A 25,259-nucleotide genomic window follows, 5' to 3' on the forward strand; every position below is an offset into this window, starting at 1 on the left:
TTCAAAAAGATGTTGATAAAAACCTAACCACTATATGTAGTGGTCATCTGTTTAGTAGCTTTTATACTAAACTAACAACAATTCGCAAAAAAAAGAAAGTTATTAACAAGTTTTCAACATTTTTGTTGATAAATCAGCTGTTTCCGCAAAGTGCCGCATACTGTATTGCCGCAAAAACAAGCACAATATATTGTGCCCCTTACAGTAAATCTTTAAGTAATACGCTCAAAACCTGCTTGGCAAGCGGACTTGAAAACAAAATTAAAAAAATGCATATTTTTTCCGCTTTTCATTGTAGGATTATCGTATTTTGTTTGTCCGATATATAACAATATGTTGTGTTGAAAACATTCAAAGAATTAATAAATAAAGGGAGGATACCGTATATATGGTTAAGACGGTAAAAAAAAGAGACGGCGGATTGGTTGTTTACGACAGAGAGAAGATTGCAGGTGCAATCTGGGGCGCAATTAAGGCAACAGGGGGAGTTGACCCGGAACTTGCGGAAAAATTAGCGATAAGAGTAGAGGAAGAAATCGCTAAAAAATTCAATGTTAACGACATCCCGTCGGTAGAGGGCATTCAGGATCTTGTAGAAAACGTTCTTATGAACAGCGGATATAACACTGCCGCGAGAGCGTACATATCATACAGAAACCTGCACATGAAACAAAGAAACGCTAAAAAGTTAACTATAGGAATTAAAGAAACTTTCGATGGTTATCTTAAAGGAAAGAACTGGCGCGCCAAAGAAAACGCCAATATCAACTATTCTATAGGCGGACTTATTTTGCACGCTTCAAGCGAAGTCACCAAAAACTACTGGCTTGACGAAATTTATTCGGAAGAAATCGCAAGAGCGTACAGAAGCGGTGAAATGCATATCCACGATTTACAAATGTTTTCGGGATATTGCGCGGGCTGGTCGCTTCGCGATCTTATCTCGGAAGGGCTTGGCGGCGTAGAAAATAAAATAGCCTCATCTCCTGCAAAACACCTTTTCACGCTTGTTCAGCAAATGGTGAATTTCTTGGGCTGTTTGCAAAACGAATGGGCGGGCGCGCAGGCGTTTTCGTCTGTCGATACTTTCTTGGCGCCGTTTGTCTGGGTCGATAACTTGTCCTACAAAGAAGTAAAACAGGCTATTCAGTCATTCGTATTCGGAGTTAACATTCCGTCTCGTTGGGGCTCGCAAGCGCCTTTCACAAACGTTACTTTCGACTGGGTTGTTCCAAGCGACCTCAAAGACCAAGCGGCTATTGTCGGCGGCAAACCGATAGAAACAATTGTTGACGGCGAAACCATAACAAAAACGTACGGCGACTTCCAAAAAGAAATGGATATGATAAACAAAGCGTTCTTGGAAATTTTCCTTGAAGGCGACGCAAACGGACGCGGATTTATGTATCCCATCCCGACCTATAACCTTACAAAAGAATTCGGCTGGGAAAGCGATAACGCAAAGCTTCTTTGGGAAATGACAGGGAAATACGGCACGCCATACTTCCAGAACTTCATAAACTCAAATCTTAATCCGTCCGATGTACGCTCTATGTGCTGTCGTTTGCGCTTGGATTTGCGTGAGCTTCGTCAGCGCGGCGGCGGACTTTTCGGCTCTGCGGATAAAACGGGTTCAATCGGTGTTGTCACTATAAATATGCCGAGAATCGGATACCTTACAAGAGGAGACAAAAAAGCGTTTTTCGCCTCTTTAGACAGAATTATGGATATTGCGCGCGACTCTTTGGAGAAAAAACGCGAAACCGTAATCCGTCTTCTCGACGAAGGGCTTTTCCCCTACACCAGAAGATATTTGGGGACTACAAAACTCAAAAATCACTTTGCAACAATCGGAGTTATAGGAATGAATGAAGCTTGCCTTAACTTTATGGGCAAGGATATGCTTGACACCGAGGCGCGCGAATTCTGCAAAGAAGCGCTTGAATATATGCGCGAACGTTTGACGGAATATCAAGTAAAAACTGGGCATTTCTACAACTTGGAAGCAACGCCGGGCGAAGGAACATCGCACAGACTTGCGGGAATTGACAAAGAACTGTATCCCGAAATGACAATACCGGGCGGAAAGAACCCGTATTACACCAATTCCACACAGTTGCCCGTAGAAGCGACCGACGATATTTTTGAAGCGCTTGATATGCAGGACGGATTGCAGACCCTTTATACAGGCGGAACGGTTATGCACGGCTTTACAGGTGAGGCGATTGAAGACCCCGCAACGGTCAGCGCGCTCGTAAGAAAGATAGCGAACGGCTACAAACTTCCGTATTTTACCATATCGCCGACTTATTCGATTTGCGAAAATCACGGATATTTTTCGGGTGAACACGCAACTTGCAAATACTGCGGAAAAGAAACGGAAATCTATTCTCGGATAGTGGGTTATTATCGCCCCATCAAGAATTGGAACGAAGGTAAGAAAGAGGAATTCGGTAAAAGAAAAACTTATGACCGAAACAGCGGTTTTCCGAGTTTTGTAAAGTCAGAGCCCGAAACTTGCAAAAAAGAAGAATTAGTGCAAGCGGCGATGGTTTTTGCGTGAGTAATATCTTCGACGGAATCTGCGGATTAAACAAATTTTCAGGAAATGATTTTCCGGGGACGGTTTCGACCGTCCTTTTTTATTCTTTGTGCAATTTGCGTTGTCCTTATTGCCAAAATCCCGATATTGTTTTTGGAAAAACGCCGCAAATCGACCCTGAATTATTGGCTGATTTTTTGAAACGGCGCAAAAATGTTCTCGACGGAGTGGTAATAACGGGCGGAGAGCCGACAATTCACAAAAAATTGCCCGAACTTGTCGAATACATAAAAAAGTTCGGCTACAAAGTAAAATTAGACACAAACGGGCTTAACCCTGTCGCTCTGAGAAATTGCGACATTGATTATTTGGCGTTGGACATAAAAACCACGCCGAAAAAATACCGACAATTTCTCGGCGCGAGCGGAAACGAAACACAAATCAGAGAAAATCTGTTGAAAACCGCTTCACTTATCAGAAAAACAAAAGGCGAACTGCGAATAACCGTCGCTCCGAAAATCATAGAAAAAGACGACTTTGAAGAAATTGCCGAAATTTGTGAGGGTATGGACATTTTTTTGCAGAAATTTCGCACAAAATTTGAAGTGCTCGATATAGATTTTTTCAAAAATCAAAACCACGACGACAGTTTTCTGAAAGAATTTAAGGCGTATTTAGAAAAAACGGCAAAAAGCGTCAAAATAAGAGATTACGGAGAAAATTCAAGAACAAGCGAGAAGATATTATAATGTGCAATTTTTGTAATGCCGAATACCGCTTGGGTCAATAGCTATAGCGTCTATTCTAACGGGTTTTCCGTGCAAATTGTTTTTGCGGATATACATCTGCGCCAATTTTATTAACTGCCTGATTTTTAATTGATTTATGCGAAATTCGGGCGCTCCGAAAGCGCTTGAACTGCTGCGATTATATTTCACTTCGACAAAAACGGTTGTGCCGTCTTTATCTAAGGCGATAATATCTATTTCGCCGAATTTGCCGAAATGAACGTTTCGCTCAGTTATTTTATAACCGTTTTGTAAAAGGAAATCGACGGCTTTGTTTTCGCCGTCGTTTCCGATTTTTCGTGAGTTCGTTGTCAGTTATTTACTCCTAATTAAGCAACTGTAAGATAGTGTTCGGAAGCGAATTTGCCTGTGCGAGCATTGACGTAGACGCTTGATTAAGAATTTGCAGACGTGTAAATTGTACCGTTTCTTTTGCAAAATCCACGTGGCGAATTTGGCTTTCTGCCGACTCTACATTTCTCAAAACGTTTTCCTGTGATGCAAGCGCGTGTTCGAGCCTGTTTGAGTAAGAACCTATGTTTGAGCGAAGTCTGCTGACGCTGTCCAACGCGGTGTCAAGAATTGAGATTGCCGCCTGTGCTTCTGCAGAGCTGAGAAAACTTATTACCTCAAAAAATTCCACCGCATCCGGATCGGGAGGAATAGCGGCAGGGTCAAAGTTAGGATTAGGAAACAGCTCGTCTCTTGCGTTGGGGTCTCTCAGACCGAGCGCCTCGCTGTTTGCCGCAGTAAAGCGTACGTTCAAAACGTCGCTGGTGTCGTGTTCTGTTGTGTGATTTGCACCTATGTGAATTATGCCGCCGTCGGGGTGTTCCCACGGATTAAAGTCGTAAGTTCCCTGAACTCCCGGGGTTCCGTTAAGCATAGACCTACCGTTAAATCTGGTCGAAGCGGCAATTCTGTCTATTTCATTAACAAGTTGATTTACTTCCAATTGAATAAATTCCCTTTGGTCGTCGTGCATTGTCGCAGTCGATGCCTGAACCGCCAATTCACGTAATCTGTGGAGCATATTCTGTATTTCTACAATTCCGCCTTCCGCTATATTCAAAAGCGATAAACCGTCGTTAATATTGCGGTTTCCTTGCGCAAGTCCGTTTGCCTGCATTCTCAACTGCTCCGAAACCGAAAGCCCTGCGGCGTTGTCCGAAGACCTGTTGATTGAATTACCCGTAGATAATCTTTCAAGCGATATTGTCAACGAACGTTGCGTTCTTTTAATCGCTCCCGCTGAAAGCATCGCTTGTGTATTCGTGTTTATTTTTGGCATTTTGCCCTCCTTGGTTTTCGTTTTTATCCCTAAGTTATCTTATCTCAGAAAGTCCATCAAACTCATCTGCATAAGTCTTGCCGTAGATTGCAAAGCGGCGTTAAACACCGTCTGCTTTACAGAGAACTGCATTATCGTGGTCGCATAGTCCGCGTCTTCGACGTTTGAACGCAGTCTGTCCACTTCTACCTGCTGAATTTCGTTTCTCTCCAAAGTTGTGCTTAATCTGTTCATTATTGCGCCGCTTGTCGATTGCGCCGAAAGAATATTGTGCATAGTTTGGTCTAACCAAGCAATCGCGCCGTTTATCTCACTGCTGTTGCCGTGTATAATGCCCTGTCCCAACCGAATAAGCGATGTAAAAATGTCAATATCGTTATTCACTCGCAAATCGTGCGTAGAAATATTTATGGGAACGGTGACCCCTTCTTCAATTTGGCGGAAAATTTTTCTGTCGGTGGAAATATTATTCCCATAAAAATCTTTGCTCTCGTCCAAACGCGTCATACGAACTTGAAGCCCGCCGCCGTTATCGCCCGGATTTCCGGGATAACCGGGAACGTTGCCGTGTGTGAAATTACCCGCCAACAAAGGATTGCTGAAAGACGGTGTAAGTCCCGACAGACCAGTCGCAACAAGATTTCCGTCCTCGTCGATTTCATCTCCGTTTGCGTCAATAAGCGTGTCGACAGGAGGAGTGAAGCCCATATCTCGGTGAATAAGAAGCCCGTTTACATTTCGCAGAGGAAGCATTTCTATGGTGCCGTTCATATAATCAATTCTGAAGTCGATGCCTTCTCTCATATTTTGTCCGCCTGCTACGATTTCTACAGAGCCGGGAATTATTTTTCCGGCGGCGACAAAAGGAGGCGTGCTACTGCCGTTAGGATCCAAAATCTGAACAGGAGGAAACGCTCCTATTCCATTCGGACCGCCCGTCGGATCCCAAATCGGGGAACTTGTATCAAAAGTAAACATTCTGTTTCCTCGGACATTCGCTTCGTTTCTGTCGGAAACTACTGATATTACAGGAGGTAAATTGGTATGAGTGCCGCTGAAAATATAATTGCCTTTGTAGCGCTGATTCATAATATTAACCATTTGATTTGTCAGCTCTCTTATCTCGTCGGCAATGTATGCGCGTTGAGCAGGCGACAAAGCGTCGGTATCAGCCTGAAGACCCAACTCACGAGCGCGATGAATGCGAGAAATCATACTTGTCATATTGGTGTCGGTCAATTCCATCCACGCAAGACCGTCGTGAATACTTGCCTCGCTTTGCTCCAGCTTGTCCAATTGAGTTCTGAGCCTGAGCGCGTTCGACACTTGCGCGGGTCCGTCGCTGGGACGGTTAAGCAACTTTCCTGTCGCTTGCTGTTGCTGCAATCTCGACAACTCGGCAAATTTGGTGTGGATAACATTTTGTGTTTGTCGACTAACCGACAACATTGTTATTCTTTGCATTTTTTTCCTCCTTGAAAAAACTGTTCCATTCCCTTGTTTATATTCAAAACTCGTGCCAACCGTTCTTTTTTACAAATTCAGCAAAATGTCCAGCATAGACTGCACAGATGAGAAAATTCTTGCCGCCGCCTGATACGAATATTGCAATCTCATTATGTTTGCCGCTTCTTCGTCGAGCGAAACTCCTGCGATACTGTCCTGATGTTCGTCGTATCCGTCAATCAAAAATTGGCGTGTGTTTACGTTTGCGGTCGCTTCTCTTCTGTCTAAACCCAACTGCGCAACCGACGCGGCGTAAAACTCACTGAATGTCGATGTGGGATTGCCGAATATGTTGGTATTTCCCATAAGCGGCGCACGGCGAAGTTCGTATATGGCAAGAGCGTTCATATTACCTCCCTCGCCCTCAAAACCTCCCGTAACAAATCTAAAACTTATTTCCAAGTCAACGCCTTCGTACTGGTTGACGCCGTTTTGGTCGGCAAGAAGCTGAATAGTCCCCAAAACATAATCTACGCGAAAATCCCGACCCTCTACAAGTTGAATTTGACCGCTGCCGGGCGGTGTCAACGGCATGCTTACAACAACCGTTCCTGCTACAAGATTTCTTGCGCGGTCTGTGTCGTGGTCGGTTGTACTATTCCAACCATCTGAGCCGTCGATAGTAGACAGTAAAAACGGTGTTCCTATCGGCGACATTCCGCCTGCCGGAATTTCATTTCGTCTTAAATCGCTCATAATTCCGCCGCCGCCTGCCGCCGCAATATTTCCCGGGTCGGTTGTAATGCCCGTGGAAACACTTATGGTTCGCGCGGTAATCCCCTGAGGATCAAAAAAGTTAAAGCCAGATTGTCCGCGAAGGTTAAAACCCTCTCTGTGTTGCTCATTTACCGCGGCAACCAAACCTGCCGCCAACTGGTCGAGCTGTCGCTCCATATTCGGTATAAAAACGTCGCGTGCGGCAAACAATCCTGCGAGTTCTCCGCCCGAAGGCGTTATTACCCCGCGACCGTTAACCATTCGCAAACCAAATTGTGCAAAGCCCTGAGAATCGGTTATAACGTTGGGCGGTGAAAAAATTTCCACTGTATTTACACTGACCGCAGAAACCAAAATATGTCCGTTCATACTTATTGATACCTGCCCCGTAGAGTCCGTGATATAGTCGTAATCCGTAAGTTCCGCAAGGCGTCTCATAAGAAAATCGCGCCTGTCCCGCGAATCGTTTGCGTTTCCGCCGTTTGCCTCTGCTATGGAAATCTCGGTATTGAGATTAAAAATATCTCTTGCAATAATGTTTATTTCTCCGACAACGCTGACAATATCGGCATTTCTCGATGTTTTTAAGTTGTGCAACTCCGAGGCGACGTTTCTGAATACGTCCACAAGCACATCCGCGTTTGCAATCAAATTTCTTCTTGCCGAAATATCCGCAGGGTTTTGCGCCAAAGTATCCCAAGAGTTGAAAAATCTGTTCATAAATTCCTGAATACCCGTATCGCTCGGCTCGCGTACGATATTTTCCATACTTTCGAGCGCGCTGTCGATAGCTCTGTGCTTTCCGAGTTCAAATGATTGACGGCGGATTTGCGTGTCTATAAATTCGTTTCTTATACGAGTTATACCCGATACGGTTACGCCAAATCCTTGTTGCCCGAACGGCGCGCTTCTGCGATACATCGCGTGTTGTTCCACTCTTTGTCTCGAAAAGCCCGGTCTGTCGGCATTGGCAATGTTATGCCCTGCGACGTTTATACCAAGTTGGCTTGCGTGAAGCGCCGAATTGGCGAGGTTCATAGTTGCAAATAAACTCATTATAACACCTCCGTGTGTTTTTGGGTTTAGTTTAATTTTTTGTTTATATGCAAAATATGTGCCAAGTATTTTGTTTTGTAAAAAAAAGCAAGGGCAGGTTTCAAACCTGCCCCTACAAATTACAATATTAGGAAATTTTTTCCGCCATCAACGAACTTCAGCAAACGCGTCGGGCTCTTTTTTCAGCAGGTCGTCGAAATATGCCGCTGTGTATTTCAGTCCTTCTTCGAGTTCTATTTTTGGCGTCCAGTCCAATTCTCTTTTTGCCAGAGAGATGTCGGGTTTGCGCTGTTTGGGGTCGTCGCTCGGCAGGTCGCAATATATTAGTTTTGATTTTGAATTTGTCGTTTCTATCACCTTTTTTGCGAGTTCGAGGATGGTAAATTCGTTGGGATTTCCGATATTTACGGGAGCGGCATAATTACTTTCCATAAGTCGATACATACCTTCAAGCAAGTCGTCGCAATAGCAGAAAGAACGCGTTTGGTCGCCTTTTCCGTATATTGTTATATCTTGATTACGAAGCGCCTGAACTATAAAATTGCTCACAACCCGTCCATCGTTGGGGTGCATCCGAGGTCCGTATGTGTTAAAAATTCTGATAATGCGAATATCGACTTTGTTTTGACGGTGATAATCGTAAAAGAGCGTTTCGGCAATGCGTTTTCCTTCGTCGTAGCAACTGCGAATACCTATCGGGTTCACGTTGCCCCAATAAGTTTCCTGTTGCGGATGAAATTCGGGCAGAGGGTCGCCGTAAATTTCGGAGGTGCTTGCCTGTAAAACGCGCGCTTTCACTCTTTTTGCAAGTCCGAGCATATTTATTGCGCCCATCACGCTTGTTTTCGTGGTTTTTACGGGGTTGTACTGATAGTGAATAGGACTTGCCGGACACGCCAAGTTGTATATCATATCAACTTCGAGCATAATCGGATTTGTAACATCGTGGCGAATAAATTCAAAGTTGTCATAATTTTTCAGATGAATTATGTTTCGCTTGTTTCCCGTGAAAAAGTTGTCCAAGGCAATAACGCTATGCCCCATTTTAAGTAATTTTTCGCTCAAATGCGAACCCAAAAATCCCGCTCCACCTGTAATCAATATTCTTTTTGACATTTTATACCTTTCGTTTTATGCTGTTGCTACCGCTAAGCCGTTGCCAATTTTGCCATATTTAAGGTCTTCAAGTTTTATCCACACAAGACACGCTACTCCAAATGCAGCTGCTCCGCCGCCTATAATAAGAAACCCTTCCATTATTCGCCACCTTTCAAAATAAAACCTAACAAAAAGAAAAACAACACAAGAGCTAAACCTACTCCCGCTAAATACAAATCTTGCCCTGCTCCCAAAACATTAAACATAACACCGCCAACAAAAGCACCGCCACTAAGGACATTAAACCAAGCAGCTAAATGTTCGCGCCGTCCTTTACTCCAAAACTTCATAGCAAATCTCCTTTTCAAATAAAAAATACGTTATGCCAAAACAAAAAAGGGGAGGCAAAAATTCGCCTCCCGCTTTTTTATTGAAACACACTCAAACAATTATCTGACAATTATTTGTCTAACCATTATGCTATTACCTTAACTTATAAAAATGGAAAATTTTGCAAAAGATAACTGACTATCGCAGTGCGTCAATGTCTTCTTTTTCAACATAATATCCGAGTTGGAGTTCAATGCTTCCTGCAGAATGAGCCATAGTCAAGTTCTTATTTATTTGAGGATGATATGCCTTAATATCTCGAAAACCCAAGAAATCTTTAAAGGAATTAACTACAAAGTTCATAATAATCTCCCCGTATTTTTAATCTAACACGAAACTCATTTGCCTCTGCTTTTATGCTGTTGCTAATCCGCCGTTTAAAATTATGTCTCTGCGCTCTATTGCTACAAAAAAAGCACCAATAACAACAACACAAAGAAACACGACCAAAACCGTAGTACCGAAACTCATTTTTTACCTCCTTTTGAAGATAGTTTGTCAAATACAAATCCACTAATCAAAGAAACCGACGCGACTATTATCGCTACTATAAAATCACCATCGGTTATTTGCGCATTTCCTGCGCTGACAAACAAGCGACCAACAATAACTGTTGCAAATACAAATCGCGACAAATCAAAAAGCAAGCCTGCCAATCTTTCACTAAAACCCATCAAAACCCTCCACTTCCAAACATAAAATACTAAATGCCAAAACAAAAAAGGGGAGGCAAAAATTCGCCTCCCGCTTTTTTATTAAAACACACTCAAACAATTATCTGACAATTACTTGTCTAACCAATTGCTGATTGTTGTTTACGCCTTGAATTCTTACAACGTGGACGCCTCTTGCAAGGTTGTTAAGGTTAAGCGTATTCATACCTGCAGAAAGAGTTTCTCCTCTGAAAGATTGAATTTGGCGACCGTTTACAGTGTAGATACCGATGTTGTATGTACCTGCTTGAGCGATGTTCAAACGAAGGCTGTTTGTTGTAAGTCCTGCGATTGAAAGCGCACGAGCGCCTGCTCTGCCTACTCTGTTGGTAATACCTGCAGGCGGTGGCAAGTCATCTGCGTCCCACTGAAACGGAGTTCCTCTGTGGATTACGATGTTTGCAAAGTGAAACCCTAATTCAAAATCAGTAAGTCTCTCAGCAAAAGTCGGGGTCTGACCATGAAGAGGTGTAACGTTTGCCGGTGCGAGCGGAGCGATTTCAATTCCGACAATATCCGCAGGGTTAATCGACGAATAGTTTCTTGTGCCCTCAAAATACTGCTCAAAGTCAAACGAAGTAAGCGGAATCATACCTGAAGCGCGCAAGTTGTCTGCGTCATTCGTACCGGTTCTAGGCGTTTCAAAGTTGGTATTCTCAATTCCGTTCCAACCAATCTGTGGAAATCTGTGCGCCAGAATAACTTCACGAACAGGTAATGCATTACCGTCTGCGTCTTGTCTTATCAAACGAACTGCGGTCGCTGTGCGTGAACGATAACTAAGTGAAATGTGCGTCATATCATTGTATGTACCGCGCGCAAACGAATGTACAAATTTCGGTTGCTGACCTGCTCTGTTCGGACCTGCGGTCAGGAATTGCTGACCTGTTCCCAATTCTGTGCCTTCGTTATTTGCGTCTCTCCACAAAGTGAAACTGCTGTTTGCAATAGGTGTTTGTCTTGTTGCCGCTGCTTGACCCGCCGTATTCATTGCATTTACCGCCGCAATCAACTCTTGCCCTGTTACAAACTGCACTGCTTGTCTGCCTCTCGGACCTGCGTTAAGTGGGTCAACTTGATTGCCGGGATTGTTCAGCCCCAATGCCCAGTTTACCCATTGTTCCGTTGCTGATATACGGTCTCTCCAAGTGTTTCTTGTAAGTACCAAGCCGTAGTCGTTTCGGTTAAAGTCGTTAAGCAATGTTCCGTTGTCGTAAATCGGCGTATAGTAGTCGGTGTGAGTTCCCCAGTTGAAAGGCGCTCTGTTTCCGCCCGGTCCCATACGCAGGTTTATTGTGTTTTGCAAAGTTGCAACAAATTGTGCGGGGGTCATAGCGTGGTGAACAAACAAGTTAAAGTCAAACGCCGTAATTTTTCCGTCCCAAGTCGAAGCGTCTCTGTCAGGCAATTCGCTTTTACCGCCGGCTCTGAGTGCTCTGTTAATCATATTCCAGTTATCGGTAACTCCCTGTCTGTGAGTTTCGGGAACAATAACTACGTTAAGCGGAATTTCCCAAAGACCTGTGGGCATTGTGTCAAGGAAAACGCGTGCGCCTCTGTCTGCTTGTGTCCAAGAATTACGGTTTCCGTTGTCGAGAGTGTGGGGCCACAAGAAGTTCTGACCTGTTACGTGCATTTCGTGTCCGTCTTCTAATGTAGAAGAGTAGAGATAGCCTTGTGCTTTAAGCGCAAAGAACATATTTGAGTTGCTTTCCAAACGAGGCGCTCTCCAACCGCGAATAGCCGCCGCGCCCAAATTTGCGCCGCCTTCTCTTGAATCACCGCCATTACCTCTTTTAATCCAGTCATCGGAAAGGTTAATAGCGCCTCTCCAAGCGTTAAAGCTCAACTGACGACCTGCAAATGCTCTCCAACCACGATTAAGGGAAACGCCCGTCATACCCCATTCTGTGGTTCTGTTGATAACTTGTCCCCAATCCGTGGTGTCAAGTTCCTCTTGGTTTGTAAATCCTTCACCACCCCAACGTCCGAAACCGAGGGCAGCATCCTTGTGGTTTCCGCCAGGGATCCAAGAATTTGCTTCCATATGGTCAAGCGAGTGGTTAGCAATTTCGTGATGTCTTTGCATCGCAGCTCTTGTAACAGCGTAAATGGTGTTGTTTTGAGTAACCGTACCTCCGCCATCTCGCGACCCGTGTTCACGTCCCCAAGCAACAGCGGCAGTTTCGTATCCGCGCTGTTGTGCGTCGGACGCATTAGGGTTTACGACAGGGTCGCCAAGTTCTTCACCAGTGAACCAGCCCAAAGCGGAGCGAGTACTTTGCCACGGCTGTACGCCTGTTGCCGCCCACGAACGTTCGCTCCACACATTAACATAAAAACCCGCAAGCATAAAATAAGTCATTCTGACTTCTTCTGGAAACGCTCTGAGCGACCAACTCATACCCATCATAATTTGATTGCCCGTAGGATTGCTTTCAACAATGTTAAAAGCATTAGGTCTGCAAGCACTCCATACAGTGGGAGTCGGCACACAAGTAGGACCAAACACACCCGGTGCACCGGGTTCGGGGCTACGCCAACCTACAAAATGCTGTTGCGCAAATGTTGCGCCGGGCTCCGTCTCATATCCTGTTCCTGTCATCCCTGAGTACGCGTTGTCGTCCCAAGTAATTGCAATAAATTGCGGCACCTGATTAGCAGGTCTTCCAGCAGGGTTCCACGGTGAGGGGAACGTGAATTGAGCCTGTCCCATCACTGTTGCGGCTAATGCTAAAGTAGCTCCTACCGCCAAAATTGATTTACGTCTCATAAAAATACCTCTTAAAAAAAGTTTAATCTTTCGTTTTTTTAAAAGCGGATTGAAATAACCACCGTTTTTTTGCACCGCTTTTATGTACCACATTATATAGTATAATACAAGAATGTTTGTCTCGCTTGTTTTTTTGTGCGCTTTTCAAATTTTTTTCACGACTGCCTGTTTTTTCTTGGTTTTCGACGTCTGTCGGGTAAGGGAATTTTATGAATTTCAGATACATTTTTTGGGGGAGTGTTTTGAAGTGCAGAACTGCGGCAAAAAAACGGTCGTTTTTTTTAACCACTTTGTAAAATGAAAAATTTAACTTTTTTTTAGAGGTATTTTATGAGAAGTAAAACTATTTTAGCGGTGGGGGCTACTTTAGCGTTAGCCGCAACGGCGATGGGGCAGGTAAACTATGCGTTCCCATCACCTTGGAACCCTGCGGGGAGAAGCGCGAGCGAAATGACACAGCTCATTATGTTCAGCTGGGACGACAACGCGTATTCGGGGGCTCGCGGAACAGAATACGAATGGCGCGCATCTCCGACATCTCCGATTACAGCCAATTTTGTTGGTGGAGAAATGCCGTCTTGGATAGCGGGAACAGCCAACGCCGGAAGATTGGAAGGTTTTACAGGCGGGACGTTCCAAAATACTATGGGGCTTGCGTGGGCTTACAGAGCTCTTGCGAGAGGTGAGGCTATAACTGCGGGCGGAGCGCAGGGGTCAGGTATTCCTATGGTATTTAATATGATTACGGGACTTTTTGTTGACAGAGAATCGGGAACTTGGAATAATGCTCAGTCTGTGTTAGGGGCGTTTAGACCATCTGCTCAAGAAAGCAGCGCTCACCAACGGATCGCTGTTACTTGGGGAAGAGAGTTTAACTCTAACTCAGGCGGAGCATTCAACACTAACCAAATTTCTGCGGCTGTTAGAAGACTTGTAGCTGCGGGTAGTGAAATCGGCAACCACACTATTGACCACATGGAATCTAATTCTCCGCTTGTAGGACCAAGCGCTCAATTCCAAGGTATGTCGGAAAACAACAGGACTATTTCCGCCGGCGGACGGACTTGGCAGCTTGGATTTGCCAACTGGGATAACGAAGGTTTCAGCACGGCAAACGACAACGTAATGAATTGGGGTGTCAGCATACGCGAATCTACGGAGTTTGGACAGGCTGTCGGGCATACGGCTCAAAGCCGCGGCTGGCTTATTTTTGCAGGTCGTCAAATATCTCAGGATGCGTGGTATCAATATATTCGTTTCTCGGAATTATTTTTATTGTACGGTGGTGTGGGCTGGAGTTCCCCGCAAGTGCCGAGAGCGCAGCTTCAGGGTTTCCGCGCTCCCCGCTTGGAAGTAAACTCCAATTTGTTTTACGCGCTTAAAAGAGCAGGATATACTTACGATATGGGCTTAGAAGAAGGTTATGAGTGGCACAGAACAGGTCATAACTTTCTTTGGCCCTATACTTTCGACAACGGGGTTCAAAACTCTTGGACTCAATTCAGCAGCGGAAACAGAGTGTTCGTTGATTCAACGCCCGACGGGCTTTGGCAGCTTCACGTATCTCCTGTTATAGTTCCTGCAAATATCCGTTCGGATGTTTGGAGCAATCACGCGGCAATTATGGCAGGCTCAGGCACGCCCACAACAGCTTCGGACAGAGACCACTGGCTTCAGCACGGTAAAGTAACAGGTTTTGACTTTAACACTTGGATACTTTACGGTATGACCGGAGCAAACTGGCAGGCAACTATGCGCCACACACTCGATTTGCGTATGTCGGGAAACAGAGCGCCTATGCAATTCGGTTTACACACGGATTACTATACTCCGATTTACGACTTTGCTACTTTGTTAAACGACTTCAACAGACCGGGCTGGGGACAACCTGTTGTACAAGGCTGGAATACTTGGACAGTTCGTCAGAGAGAAACGGAAGATTTTGTTAACCACGCATTGGGTCGGCAAGCGCATTTTGTAACAGGCATACAACTTATCGACAGTATGAGAACTTGGGTTGCATTAGGAGAAGCAAGAGCACAGCATATACTTCCCGCGTCCGCATTACCAAACGAGTGGACTTGGGTTTCAAATCAGCCAAACGATGCTAACAACACAACAAGCAGAGCACTTAACAATCTGAGCGGCGATATTCGTATTCAATCGACATTTGCTCCCGACCAACCTCGTTTCGTTATTAACTTTCCCGCGGGAACGTTGAACAGCGCAACGCACATACAACTCGATTACAAACAAACAAGCGCTTCAATGATTCGTTTGATTACAGAGGACGGCAGAGCTCGCGAAGTAATGCTTGCACACCGCTTCCCAATTCAAAGCAATCACGAAAATCCCGGCATCGACAACGGTAATTTCGGCAGAGCGGAGTTGCGTAATTCGGGAATGATACCGATTTCAGCCTTTGACTATCCGCCGGAAGTTGATCATCCGATGGATTACGCATCGGTGAACGTATCGCAAGTTATTGCTATTGAAATTCAACCGCTCGCACCTTACGCAAGACCCATAGCATTCGGACAGCCGGGTTGGTCTAACGTAGTAAGAACCGACCCGTGGGAAGCAAGATTTGAGTTCAGAAACTTCAGAATTCATACCGGACAACCTTTTGATTTCGGCGGAGTTGACCCGATTGACCCTGTCAGCATAGGCAGAGCAAACAGAAACGTTGCACGCGCGCTTTCCATCGCAGGAATTACCGGCAACGCACTTAACCTGAACATTGCTCAAGCAGGTACATACAATGTGGGTATTTACACGGTAAGCGGTCGCCAAATTCAGTCTTTCAGAGGACAAAATCTTTCTGCAGGTATGAATACGCTTAACCTTAACAACCTTGCAAGAGGCGTACACGTTGTAAGAATTCAGGGTGTAAATAACAATCAGCAGTTGGTTAGACAAGTAATTGTCAGATAACGGCAGATTGATATAAGGATTTTTTTTAACAGAGGGGCGAATTTTTTTCGCCCCTTTTTTGCGGCGAATATTATTTTTTCTATAGAAAAACACAAGAAAGGATGGATATATGTGTAAAAAAAGAATTATTGCCTGCTTGGACGTTAAAGACGGGAAGCTTGTTAAAGGTGTGAAATTTGTCGATACAAAGGAAATCGGCGACCCTGTAGAAAGAGCGAAAGAATATATGAAACAAGGGCTCGACGAGTTGGTGTTTTATGATATTACCGCGACAAGCGACAACAAAGACATTATGATTGACCTTATAAAACGCGTGGCTGAACAGACAACAATCCCGTTCTCGGTCGGCGGCGGAATAAAAAGCGTAGAAGACTGCAAAAAGGTAATTGCGGCGGGCGCGCAAAAAGTTAACATTAACAGCGCGGCGGTAAAAAATCCTCAGCTTGTAAGCGATTGCGTAAAAGAATTCGGTTCCGAGCGCGTTGTGCTTGCAATGGACGTAAAACAAGTCGAAAAAAGCGATAAAATCCCGACGGGCTACGAAGTCGTAATAGACGGCGGCAGAACTTTTACGGGAATTGACGCCATTGAGTGGGCAAAGCGCGGCGAAAAATTGGGCGCAGGCGAGCTTGTGGTAAATTCGATTGACGCCGACGGAACAAAAGACGGCTACGACATAAGCTTAACAAAACAGATAGTCGAAGCGGTATCAATCCCCGTGGTTGCTTCGGGCGGCGCGGGAAAACCCGAACACTTGGCTGAAGTTCTTACAGTAGCAAACGCGGCGACGGCTCTTGTGGCGACTATGGTACACTTTGGCGAATATACGGTTTCGGGGCTTAAAAAATATTTGGCTGAGCAGGGAATAAAACTCCAAAATCCGAGCGAAAATTAAGATTTTGGAAATAATAAAAACATCGTCGGAAATGCAAAATTTTGCAAAAAAATGCAAGAGCGAGCAAAAAACGCTCGTTCTTGTTCCGACGATGGGCGCCCTGCACGAAGGACATCTTAAACTTATCGACAGAGCGAAATCTCGCGGCAATGACGGCAAAACTGTCGTTATTGTCAGCATTTTTGTAAATCCCACGCAATTCGCTCCTAATGAAGATTTTAACAAATACCCGCGCAAATTTGAAAACGACTGCAAAAAGTGCGAAGAGCGCGGCGCGGACTTAGTTTTTGCGCCGAACGCGGAAAATATGTATCCCGACGGCTTCGATACAAAAATAAACTGCGGAAAAATAACAACCGTTCTCGAGGGAGAAATTCGCCCGACGCATTTTGACGGCGTTTGCACGGTTGTCCTTAAATTGTTCAACATAACGCTTGCCGACATTGCGATTTTCGGACAAAAAGACGCTCAGCAGGTTATGGTGCTAAAACAAATGGCGCGCGATTTAAATTTGACGACGGAAATCGACGTCCATCCGATAGTCCGCGAAAAAGACGGCTTGGCTATGAGTTCGCGAAACGCGTATCTGACGCCCGACGAAAGAGCGGAGGTAGCCGAAATCTACTCGGGACTAAAAAAAGCGAGAGATTTAATTGCAAAAGAAAGACATTCTTACAAAATAAAAGAGTTTTTACTTGATTATTACTCGCGCAAATCGTATTTTGTTGCGGAATATATTGAAATCACTAATTTTTCGGCGGAAAAAATCGCCAAAATAACGGACGAGCCCGCTTTGATTTCGGTTGCAATGCGAACAACTCAAAGCAAAACTCGACTTATTGATAACATTATAACAGAGACGGTAAAATAAAGGGCGGTTATTTTCATATTTTTTTGAGGTTGGATTTAACAATGGGCGTTAATAAAAACACAGTCGCGGAAAAGCAAGAGCACATTACGCACAAGCGACTTACATCTATAAAGCGAAAGTTTTTTATCTTCTCGCTTCTTTTACTCACTTTCATTATTGTAGTAGGAACGATTTTCTTCTCGATTGCGATGAAGCAAATAATAAAGCAATCCATAGACGAAGAGCTGGAGCAAACCGTAGCCTTGGGGCGAATTAAACTTGAAGCGCGGATAAACAGCGAAATCGCAATAATCCGAAATATGGCGAAATCTCCCATTATAGCGGATTATTTTTCCGAGCCGACAGACCAAACTTTTGAGCGGCTGGCAAGAAGAGAGCTGGAGGCTTATCGCTACACGCTGAGGTCGGAATCGTTGTTTTGGATAAACACCACCGACAAAAAATATTACCGAAACGACACTCTTGTTTACGAGGTGAACATAGAAACATCGACCAATCCGTTAACTTATTGGTATAAAAAAACTCTTCACGAAACCACCGAATACAATCTCAACATAAATTTTGACGAACAGTCGCAAATTCCCAAACTTTGGGTAAACGCGCCTGTTTTCGACAGAACGGGCGCCCCCGTCGGAGTTATAGGCACGGGCATTGACTTGTCGGATTTTGTTTACGTAATATTCAGCGAGCAAAAAAGCCGCGCGCAAACGTTCTTTTTTAACGTTCAGGGAGAAATCACAGGTGCAAAAGACGTGAATTTAGTCGCGGAAAAGAGGCACATAAACGAAGTGTTCGAGATATGCGGCGACAAAATTTTATCGACCGCCTTAGACCTGAATTACAACGAAATAAGATTTTTCGAGTGCAGTCGAAGCGAGTTTGCGGTTGCCGCCATTTCGGAATTCGGCTGGTTTATCGTCTCGACCATCCCTCTTGTAGGCGGAAATTACGGATATTTAATGACATTTCTTTTCGTTATTATGTCGATAGTTATGGTTTTTATGTTTTTGATGTTCAACATTATCGTGGCAAAATTGCTTACGCCTCTGCAAAATATGGTTAAAGCGCTAAATCAAATATCGTCGGACTGGTCGTCGCCCTATATTCTGGCAAAAAGAAACGACGAGGTCGGAATTATAGCCCGCAGTATCTGCGATTTCTTAGACCAAAACCGCACCTTAACCAACGACGTTTACAACGACGCGCTAACGGGAATTTACAATCGCCGCTTCTTGGAAACAAATATGGAACGCGTAATAAAATCGCTTTCCCGCGGCGACAACGAGCTGAGTTTATTGTTTATCGACATCGATTTCTTCAAAAAATACAACGACACCTACGGACACCAAAAAGGCGACGAATGCCTGAAATCCGTTGCAAAAGCGCTAACCGAAACTTTGTCGCGGACAGACGACTTTGTAGCGAGATACGGCGGCGAAGAATTCGTGGTAGTTCTTCCTCACACCGACGAAGACGGCGCAAAAACAGTCGCCCAAACAATGATAGAACAAGTAAGAAACCTGAACATAACGCACGAAAAAAACGAGCCCGTCGGTTTTGTATCAATTTCTATCGGAATAACGACAGGAAAAGTATCGCACACGCACAACGGCGACAATTACATAAAACTTGCCGACGAAGCGCTATACAAATCCAAAGAAAACGGACGAAATCAATACACATTTGAAGCGTTGAAAGCCTAAGAAAACAGCATTCCCGACAAAAATGAGAAAAATCCCCGCCGCAAGCCGTCGCCCAAATAGTATTTTTGGAGCAAATTTAGGCGAAAAAACGGAAATTTAAGGAACAAAACCAATGGATAACACATTCGGGCTCATTTACAGAACAACGACTTTCGGCGAAAGCCACAGTCGCGGCGTAGGCGCAATAATCGACGGTTGTCCCGCAAATATCGAAATAAGCGAAGAGGTAATTCAGAAGCAATTAGACCGCAGAAAGCCGGGAACAAGCAAATTAACGACCCAACGAAACGAAAGCGATACGGCGGTAATTCTTTCGGGCGTAGAAAACGGAAAAACTTTAGGAACGCCGATTGCGGTATTTGTAGAAAATAAAGATTTTCGTTCGAATGACTACAGTGGATTTACCGATGTTCCCCGCCCGTCGCACGCCGATTTCACCTACAAAGAAAAATTCGGAATAGTCGCGTCTTCAGGCGGTGGACGAGCAAGCGCGAGAGAAACTATCGGACGAGTAATTTCGGGCGCGATTGCTATGGAAGTTCTCAAAATTTTCGACATAGAAATTGCCGCAGGAATCTCTCAAATCGGTAATATATGCGACATTGAAGGTAATTTGGAGGCAATAGAAAAAGAAGTCGAAAAAGCAAAGGCAGAAAAAAATTCTGTCGGCGGAGCTATTACTTGCGTATGCAAAAACGTTCCGACGGGGCTGGGAAACCCCGTGTTCGACAAAATCGACGCTTTACTTGCTCAAGCAATGATGTCGATTCCCGCCGCAAAGGGTTTTGAAATCGGTAGCGGATTTTCAGCGGCAAAAATGAAAGGCAACGAACACAACGACCTTTTCGTTATGAAAAACGGTAAATTAGGCACGATAACTAATAACAGCGGCGGAATTCAAGGCGGAATAACAAATGGTGAAAACATTATCTTTAAAGTTGCTTTTAAGCCGACGCCAACTATAGGAACAAAACAACTGACAGTCGATTATTACGGAAATCCTAATCCACTCGAAGGCAAAGGCAGGCACGACCCTTGCGTTGCAATCCGCGCCGTCCCCGTGGTAGAAGCAATGGCGGCAATGGTAATTTTGGACTGTTTGTTGAGGCAGAATTCAACAAAAACGAGATAAAAGAAAGGATTTTATGCCAACCTATACATATAAATGCGAAAAATGCGAAAAAACATTCGACAAATTTGAGAGTATGTCGGCGGAACCGCTTAAAGTTTGCATTGACGAAAACTGCAAGGGAGACGTTAAGCGCCTCATCGGAATGGGTGCGGGAGCAATTCTTAAAGGAACGGGCTATTATCAAACCGATTTCAAAAACAAACCCGCCGCAAAAAAAGCGGAATGTCAAGGCTGTCCGTCGGCGGGCGCTTGCGCTTCGACAAGCTCTGCGAACGAGAAGGCGAGTTAATTAAATGTTTATAGACAGCGCAAAAATAGAAGTTATTTCGGGCGACGGCGGAAACGGATGTTTTTCTTACGACCGCGACAAATTTAAGCCGAAAGGAAAACCGGGCGGCGGAAACGGCGGGCGCGGCGGAAACGTTTATGTCGTCGCAAGCAAAAAAGTTCATACATTACAGGATATTTCGTATAAATCCTACTACAAAGCAGAGCGCGGCGGACACGGCGGCTCGCATAATTTATACGGCAGAAGCGGCGAAGACGCAAAAATTTACGTTCCGCTGGGAACAATAATAAGAGATTTTGAAACCGACGAGCTCATTTACGATTTCACGGAAGACGGCGAAGAGGTAATGGTCGCAAAAGGCGGGCGCGGCGGGCGCGGAAACCGAGCAATGGTGAGCAAACTTACCCCCAACCCCGAATACGCCGAATACGGAAAAGAGGGCGAAAAAAGAACGCTGAAACTAACGCTGAAAGTTATGGCGGACGTCGGACTTGTGGGACTTCCCAACGCGGGAAAATCCACGCTTTTGTCGGTTGTATCGCGGGCAACTCCCGAAATCGCCGATTATCCGTTCACAACCCTTAAACCGCACTTGGGAATAGTAAAAACAGGCGATTTCACTTCGTTTGTTATGGCGGATATTCCGGGAATTATTGAGGGTGCAAGTGCCGGAAAAGGGCTCGGCATACAATTTTTACAGCACATCGAACGAACTCGCGTTTTAGCGGTTTTGGTGGATTGCAACGACGAAAATCCGAGCGAAACAGCAAAAAAACTTAAAAAAGAACTAAAAAAACACAGTAAAGAACTCGCCGAAAAACCGTGTATATGCGTTTTAACCAAAACCGATACGCGAGAAGCAAGCGAATACAAAATTCCGCGCGGGTGGCTTTCCATTTCGGCGGCGACAAACGACGGCGTTTCAAAACTTATTATTAAGTTAAACGAAATGATTACTCAGGCGCGCGAAGAAGACGGAACTATAGATAAAAAAGTTATTTCGGTCGGATAAAATGAGCAAAAAAGACGCGCATTTTCTGTTTTTCAGCGAAAATATTAACGAAAACTCCATTCTTTTGGACAGCGACGAGGTTGCGCATATTTCCAACGTTCTCAGGTTCAGCGAGGGCGACGAAATCCGTATAACCGACGGCAAAGGCAATATTTTCGAGAGCAAAATCGTAAAAATGAAGAGAGACAGCGCGCTTTGTGAAATAATTTCCACACACCGCCACAAACCGCCCTTGTGCGCAATTACGGTAGCGATTGGTATGCCCGAAAAAGAAAAGCTGGAAGACGTTTGCGAAATGCTTGCGCCGCTCGGAGTGGCGAAAATTGTTCCGCTTATAACAAACAAATGTCAAAAAAACTACGCGGACGAGCGTTGGGAAAAAGTTGCGCAAAGATGCCGCAGAAAAATTATTTCTTCGATAAAGCAATCGCTAAATCCGCATATTACCGTTTTGGAGAAGCCGGTTGAATTGGGGAAATTTTGCGAAATTGGCGATGGTAGCGAAAATTCGGGGGATTTTGAGACAAGGCGTGCCTTGTCTCTACTGGGGGATTTTGGGGGGCAGAGAATTGACGAAATTATAAAAAAGGGCGATATTCCGCAGTCGATTTGCATTTTTGTAGGACCTCCGTCGGGATTTTCACAAGACGAAATAGATTCTATCGTAAAGACAAGGCATGCCTTGTCTCTGTGCCTTGGTGAATATCGCCTCCGAACCGAACTTGCGGCTGTCTGCGCCGCCGCGGCTGTCGGACAAGCCCTGTGATATATTTCACAGCCAAAACCATAAATTTATAAATTCATACTTTTTTTTCCGTTATTGCCTAAAAACTATAAGTATATTGTATAGGGTTTATTTGCTTATTTAATAAATTTTAGAAAGAGGTTGTTCTATGGTTTTAAAGTTTTGGATGTATCGGGCTTTTATCGTTTCTACGATAATAACATTAATTTTTGCGGTAATTGTCATAACTACTAGTACTGTTGGTGCAAAATATTCGTATTTACAGGCAAATGTTTATGTCCCCCTTGTAGATATTACGTATAACGTTAACGAAGCCGCGTTAAAAGCGGGTTATCATTTTCGCGCTTTCACCTATACGTTTGACAAAAACGATTTTGACAGAGGTATCAACAAACTTGCTGACTTAGACCGCTCGCTTTCGGAGCTCAGAACGCACGTGCAAGCATATCCCGACGATATCGGCGACCAATTAAGAAAGGTCGATGACTTAATCGTTATAGCGACGCAGTATCGCCGCTTGGCAACGGAACTTAATTCCAACGTTTTAAGAGCGTTGCCTAAAGGAGTAAACCTTAAAAGACTGTCGGAACAAGTGCATACCGACCACCACGAATACTGGAGCGGCGACACGCTGGCGGCGGTTATAAACAGAGAACTTGCGGCTTTAGACTATGGAAGATTAAGACGACGTATCGACCGTTTAATCTCAACGAACAGCGCGTATAACGCCTTAGGAAGAACAAACGCGGCGACTTTTGCGATTTCACGAGCGGCAACTACCCAACAAAGAGAAGACATCGTTGCTCTTGCCAAAGAAAATATGGACATAATAAACTCTTCTATGGTAGAGATAAACAGAACAACCCAAATTCCGTATTTTTTGAATTTATCCCGCAAAATACTTGACACCATTGCGCAATATAATACGGAAATGTCTGATATGATGGGAATTTTCAGAAACGTTGGCGGCATCGGCATACAAAAAACCGAACTTTTTGAAAGACTTTCCTCCGAGACCGAAGATTTATCGGAAAAAGCGATAGGCAGATTGAGAACGATTTCGAAAGAAGCGTATTCAAGACAAGGCAACACTACGCTTATGGCAATTATAACAATACTTACGGCATTGGTGTTCGGTTATTTCTACACGCAACTTTTCACAAAGAAAATTACGGTAAATCTTCGTAAAGTTACCGATGATTTGGATGAAGCGGCGAATAATCTGGCAGATGTTTCCAATAACGCTTCCGCATCGGTATCTCACATGTCGGACGCAACAGCCAGAAACGCAACAAACTTGGAAGAAATATCATCTTCGCTCACCGAAATAACATCGATGACCTCGCAAACCGCAACTAATGCAAAAAGCGCCGAAGGATTGGTAAAAGACAGTGTAGAAAAGGCAAAAGTCGGACAAGACGCTATGAACCGTCTGAACGAAGCGGTAATTGAAATTCAAAATTCGAGCAACGATACGGCAAAAATCCTTAAAGATATTGACGAAATCGCTTTCCAGACCAACCTTTTGGCTCTTAACGCGGCAGTTGAGGCGGCAAGAGCGGGCGAAGCAGGCAAAGGCTTTGCCGTTGTTGCGGAAGAAGTCCGTAGTTTGGCTCAAAGAAGCGCCGAAAGTGCAAAGAAAACGGCAGATTTAATTCAAGGCTCGCAACAAAGCAGTGCGCAAGGCGTAAGTTTGGCACAAGAAACAGCGGCGGCAATCGAAAAAATAACGATAACGGCAAGCAAAATTTCCGTAGTCGTGGGCGAAATCACAAATGCCGCAAAAGAACAGGCGCAAGGCGTTTCTTCTATAGCCAAAGCCGTAAACGATATGAACGTCGATACACAATCGTCGGCGACGGACGCGCGTAATATATCCGATAACACACAAGTGTTGGCGCAAGAAGCAATGGCGCTGAGAAATATGGTAATAAGCTTACTGAATGTAACGGAAGGCAAAGCTCCCGGCACAAAAGTAGGCGGCGTTAGCGTAAGAAGCAAACCTTCTGTTTCTGTTCCGCAACAAACTCAACTTATCGCGTTTGACGACGATTGATATTTAAAAGAAATTTAACAGGAAAATGGGTGAACTGCAAGGTTTGCCCGTTTTTGTTAAGGAGCTGAAAAAATGATTAGCGAAGCAAAACTGCTTAACTACATAAGTACTCTGAGCGAAAATGTGCAAGTCGATAACGTTAAAATACTGAGCACGCAACGCAAAGGCAACGGCGAATTGCTTTTTGCAACGCTCGAAATAAAATCGGACGACGTTTTGCCTTTTGTTTTTGTAAAAGGCGACGGAGTGAGCATAGTTCCGATAATAACGGCGCAAAACGCAAAATACTTTTTGTGCGTAGAACAAAGACGAATTGCCGACGGAAAAATTCACTGCGAATTTCCCGCAGGTATGATGGACACGGACTGCGACCCGCTTGCCGTAGTAATAAAGGAACTTGAAGAAGAAACAGGCATAAAAATCAAGCGGGAAGACGTTGAAACGCTAAATGACGGCAAACCGTTATTCACATCCCCCGGCGCCTGCGATGAGAAAATATACTTTTTTAAAACCGAGATTTCTTTGACGGCAAACGAATTTTCGGCGTTGCAAAATAAAATCATCGACAACGGCGATGAAAAAATAATCGTTAAACTATACACCGAAGAAGAATTGCAAGCAAAAACGGTAAGTTGCATCACTTTTGCCGCACTGAATATGTTGTAAAAAAGCGATCTGGCGCGCATTTTAACAGAAAACGCAAGTGTTTTTACTTTCAGGCGGCGGCAAAAAGTATTTTTCCCGAAAA

General features: G+C 44.5%; 21 protein-coding genes. 12 read left to right on the plus strand and 9 right to left on the minus strand.

Features of this window, described 5'->3' with window-relative positions:
• Window positions 1-388: 388 nt before the first annotated feature.
• On the plus strand, window positions 389-2,563 hold the full coding sequence (locus FWE23_04220; GenBank protein MCL2844641.1) for a ribonucleoside triphosphate reductase: 2,175 nt from the start codon (window positions 389-391) through the stop codon (window positions 2,561-2,563).
• Window positions 2,560-3,291, plus strand: a complete 732-nt coding sequence (locus tag FWE23_04225; protein MCL2844642.1) for an anaerobic ribonucleoside-triphosphate reductase activating protein — start codon at window positions 2,560-2,562, stop codon at window positions 3,289-3,291. Before FWE23_04220 ends, FWE23_04225 begins: the two co-directional genes overlap by 4 nt.
• Here FWE23_04225 and FWE23_04230 read toward each other — a convergent pair.
• The 9 genes from FWE23_04230 to FWE23_04270 all read right to left on the minus strand — a co-directional run bounded on the left by FWE23_04230 (window position 3,286) and on the right by FWE23_04270 (window position 12,874).
• Window positions 3,286-3,567: a YraN family protein gene (locus tag FWE23_04230; protein ID MCL2844643.1), complete on the minus strand. Its 282-nt coding sequence runs from the start codon at window positions 3,565-3,567 to the stop codon at window positions 3,286-3,288. The genes FWE23_04225 and FWE23_04230 overlap by 6 nt on opposite strands.
• A gap of 88 nt (window positions 3,568-3,655) precedes the next feature.
• Window positions 3,656-4,621 (minus strand): flagellin FliC, encoded by a 966-nt coding sequence (locus tag FWE23_04235; protein ID MCL2844644.1) that lies wholly within the window; start codon window positions 4,619-4,621, stop codon window positions 3,656-3,658.
• Window positions 4,622-4,660: 39 nt separating this feature from the next.
• Complete coding sequence (locus FWE23_04240) at window positions 4,661-6,085, minus strand: hypothetical protein (GenBank protein MCL2844645.1); 1,425 nt, start codon at window positions 6,083-6,085, stop codon at window positions 4,661-4,663.
• 69 nt (window positions 6,086-6,154) lie between these two features.
• Window positions 6,155-7,900 carry a flagellar hook-associated protein FlgK gene (gene flgK, locus FWE23_04245; GenBank protein MCL2844646.1) on the minus strand — a complete coding sequence of 582 codons (1,746 nt, stop codon included), beginning with the start codon at window positions 7,898-7,900 and terminating at the stop codon, window positions 6,155-6,157.
• A 147-nt stretch (window positions 7,901-8,047) separates the two neighbouring features.
• Window positions 8,048-9,016 (minus strand): SDR family oxidoreductase, encoded by a 969-nt coding sequence (locus FWE23_04250; protein MCL2844647.1) that lies wholly within the window; start codon window positions 9,014-9,016, stop codon window positions 8,048-8,050.
• Window positions 9,017-9,156: 140 nt separating this feature from the next.
• Complete coding sequence (locus FWE23_04255) at window positions 9,157-9,348, minus strand: hypothetical protein (GenBank protein ID MCL2844648.1); 192 nt, start codon at window positions 9,346-9,348, stop codon at window positions 9,157-9,159.
• A gap of 178 nt (window positions 9,349-9,526) precedes the next feature.
• Window positions 9,527-9,691 carry a hypothetical protein gene (locus FWE23_04260; protein MCL2844649.1) on the minus strand — a complete coding sequence of 55 codons (165 nt, stop codon included), beginning with the start codon at window positions 9,689-9,691 and terminating at the stop codon, window positions 9,527-9,529.
• 164 nt (window positions 9,692-9,855) lie between these two features.
• Window positions 9,856-10,062, minus strand: coding sequence for a hypothetical protein (locus FWE23_04265; GenBank protein ID MCL2844650.1), 207 nt, complete (start codon window positions 10,060-10,062; stop codon window positions 9,856-9,858).
• A gap of 100 nt (window positions 10,063-10,162) precedes the next feature.
• Window positions 10,163-12,874 carry a hypothetical protein gene (locus FWE23_04270; protein ID MCL2844651.1) on the minus strand — a complete coding sequence of 904 codons (2,712 nt, stop codon included), beginning with the start codon at window positions 12,872-12,874 and terminating at the stop codon, window positions 10,163-10,165.
• Window positions 12,875-13,204: 330 nt separating this feature from the next.
• On the opposite strand from FWE23_04270, the gene FWE23_04275 reads away from it, so the two are divergent.
• The 10 genes from FWE23_04275 to FWE23_04320 all read left to right on the plus strand — a co-directional run bounded on the left by FWE23_04275 (window position 13,205) and on the right by FWE23_04320 (window position 25,177).
• Window positions 13,205-15,808 carry a hypothetical protein gene (locus tag FWE23_04275; protein ID MCL2844652.1) on the plus strand — a complete coding sequence of 868 codons (2,604 nt, stop codon included), beginning with the start codon at window positions 13,205-13,207 and terminating at the stop codon, window positions 15,806-15,808.
• Window positions 15,809-15,917: 109 nt separating this feature from the next.
• Complete coding sequence (gene hisF / locus FWE23_04280; GenBank protein MCL2844653.1) at window positions 15,918-16,703, plus strand: imidazole glycerol phosphate synthase subunit HisF; 786 nt, start codon at window positions 15,918-15,920, stop codon at window positions 16,701-16,703.
• A 4-nt stretch (window positions 16,704-16,707) separates the two neighbouring features.
• Window positions 16,708-17,574, plus strand: coding sequence for a pantoate--beta-alanine ligase (gene panC / locus FWE23_04285; protein MCL2844654.1), 867 nt, complete (start codon window positions 16,708-16,710; stop codon window positions 17,572-17,574).
• A gap of 41 nt (window positions 17,575-17,615) precedes the next feature.
• The gene (locus FWE23_04290) at window positions 17,616-19,277 is read left to right on the plus strand and encodes a sensor domain-containing diguanylate cyclase (protein ID MCL2844655.1); all 1,662 of its coding nucleotides are present in this window, start codon (window positions 17,616-17,618) and stop codon (window positions 19,275-19,277) included.
• A 112-nt stretch (window positions 19,278-19,389) separates the two neighbouring features.
• Window positions 19,390-20,409 carry a chorismate synthase gene (gene aroC, locus FWE23_04295; protein ID MCL2844656.1) on the plus strand — a complete coding sequence of 340 codons (1,020 nt, stop codon included), beginning with the start codon at window positions 19,390-19,392 and terminating at the stop codon, window positions 20,407-20,409.
• Window positions 20,410-20,422: 13 nt separating this feature from the next.
• Complete coding sequence (locus FWE23_04300; GenBank protein ID MCL2844657.1) at window positions 20,423-20,698, plus strand: zinc ribbon domain-containing protein; 276 nt, start codon at window positions 20,423-20,425, stop codon at window positions 20,696-20,698.
• 4 nt (window positions 20,699-20,702) lie between these two features.
• Complete coding sequence (gene obgE / locus FWE23_04305; protein ID MCL2844658.1) at window positions 20,703-21,710, plus strand: GTPase ObgE; 1,008 nt, start codon at window positions 20,703-20,705, stop codon at window positions 21,708-21,710.
• Window position 21,711: 1 nt separating this feature from the next.
• Window positions 21,712-22,476 carry a 16S rRNA (uracil(1498)-N(3))-methyltransferase gene (locus tag FWE23_04310; protein ID MCL2844659.1) on the plus strand — a complete coding sequence of 255 codons (765 nt, stop codon included), beginning with the start codon at window positions 21,712-21,714 and terminating at the stop codon, window positions 22,474-22,476.
• A 127-nt stretch (window positions 22,477-22,603) separates the two neighbouring features.
• Window positions 22,604-24,511, plus strand: coding sequence for a methyl-accepting chemotaxis protein (locus FWE23_04315; protein ID MCL2844660.1), 1,908 nt, complete (start codon window positions 22,604-22,606; stop codon window positions 24,509-24,511).
• A 72-nt stretch (window positions 24,512-24,583) separates the two neighbouring features.
• On the plus strand, window positions 24,584-25,177 hold the full coding sequence (locus FWE23_04320; GenBank protein MCL2844661.1) for an NUDIX domain-containing protein: 594 nt from the start codon (window positions 24,584-24,586) through the stop codon (window positions 25,175-25,177).
• The last annotated feature ends 82 nt before the right edge of the window (window positions 25,178-25,259 follow it).

The organism is Chitinivibrionia bacterium (assembly GCA_009779925.1).
GTDB lineage: Bacteria > Fibrobacterota > Chitinivibrionia > Chitinivibrionales > Chitinivibrionaceae > WRFX01.

Coding starts and splice junctions, on each gene's coding strand:
- FWE23_04220 (MCL2844641.1), top strand. CDS start 389: ATGGTTAAGACGGTAAAAAAAAGAGACGGCGGATTGGTTGTTTACGAC.
- FWE23_04235 (MCL2844644.1), bottom strand. CDS start 4,621: ATGCCAAAAATAAACACGAATACACAAGCGATGCTTTCAGCGGGAGCG.
- FWE23_04240 (MCL2844645.1), bottom strand. CDS start 6,085: ATGCAAAGAATAACAATGTTGTCGGTTAGTCGACAAACACAAAATGTT.
- flgK (MCL2844646.1), bottom strand. CDS start 7,900: ATGAGTTTATTTGCAACTATGAACCTCGCCAATTCGGCGCTTCACGCA.
- FWE23_04250 (MCL2844647.1), bottom strand. CDS start 9,016: ATGTCAAAAAGAATATTGATTACAGGTGGAGCGGGATTTTTGGGTTCG.
- FWE23_04255 (MCL2844648.1), bottom strand. CDS start 9,348: ATGAAGTTTTGGAGTAAAGGACGGCGCGAACATTTAGCTGCTTGGTTT.
- FWE23_04260 (MCL2844649.1), bottom strand. CDS start 9,691: ATGAACTTTGTAGTTAATTCCTTTAAAGATTTCTTGGGTTTTCGAGAT.
- FWE23_04265 (MCL2844650.1), bottom strand. CDS start 10,062: ATGGGTTTTAGTGAAAGATTGGCAGGCTTGCTTTTTGATTTGTCGCGA.
- FWE23_04270 (MCL2844651.1), bottom strand. CDS start 12,874: ATGAGACGTAAATCAATTTTGGCGGTAGGAGCTACTTTAGCATTAGCC.
- FWE23_04275 (MCL2844652.1), top strand. CDS start 13,205: ATGAGAAGTAAAACTATTTTAGCGGTGGGGGCTACTTTAGCGTTAGCC.
- hisF (MCL2844653.1), top strand. CDS start 15,918: ATGTGTAAAAAAAGAATTATTGCCTGCTTGGACGTTAAAGACGGGAAG.
- FWE23_04290 (MCL2844655.1), top strand. CDS start 17,616: ATGGGCGTTAATAAAAACACAGTCGCGGAAAAGCAAGAGCACATTACG.
- aroC (MCL2844656.1), top strand. CDS start 19,390: ATGGATAACACATTCGGGCTCATTTACAGAACAACGACTTTCGGCGAA.
- FWE23_04300 (MCL2844657.1), top strand. CDS start 20,423: ATGCCAACCTATACATATAAATGCGAAAAATGCGAAAAAACATTCGAC.
- obgE (MCL2844658.1), top strand. CDS start 20,703: ATGTTTATAGACAGCGCAAAAATAGAAGTTATTTCGGGCGACGGCGGA.
- FWE23_04310 (MCL2844659.1), top strand. CDS start 21,712: ATGAGCAAAAAAGACGCGCATTTTCTGTTTTTCAGCGAAAATATTAAC.
- FWE23_04315 (MCL2844660.1), top strand. CDS start 22,604: ATGGTTTTAAAGTTTTGGATGTATCGGGCTTTTATCGTTTCTACGATA.
- FWE23_04320 (MCL2844661.1), top strand. CDS start 24,584: ATGATTAGCGAAGCAAAACTGCTTAACTACATAAGTACTCTGAGCGAA.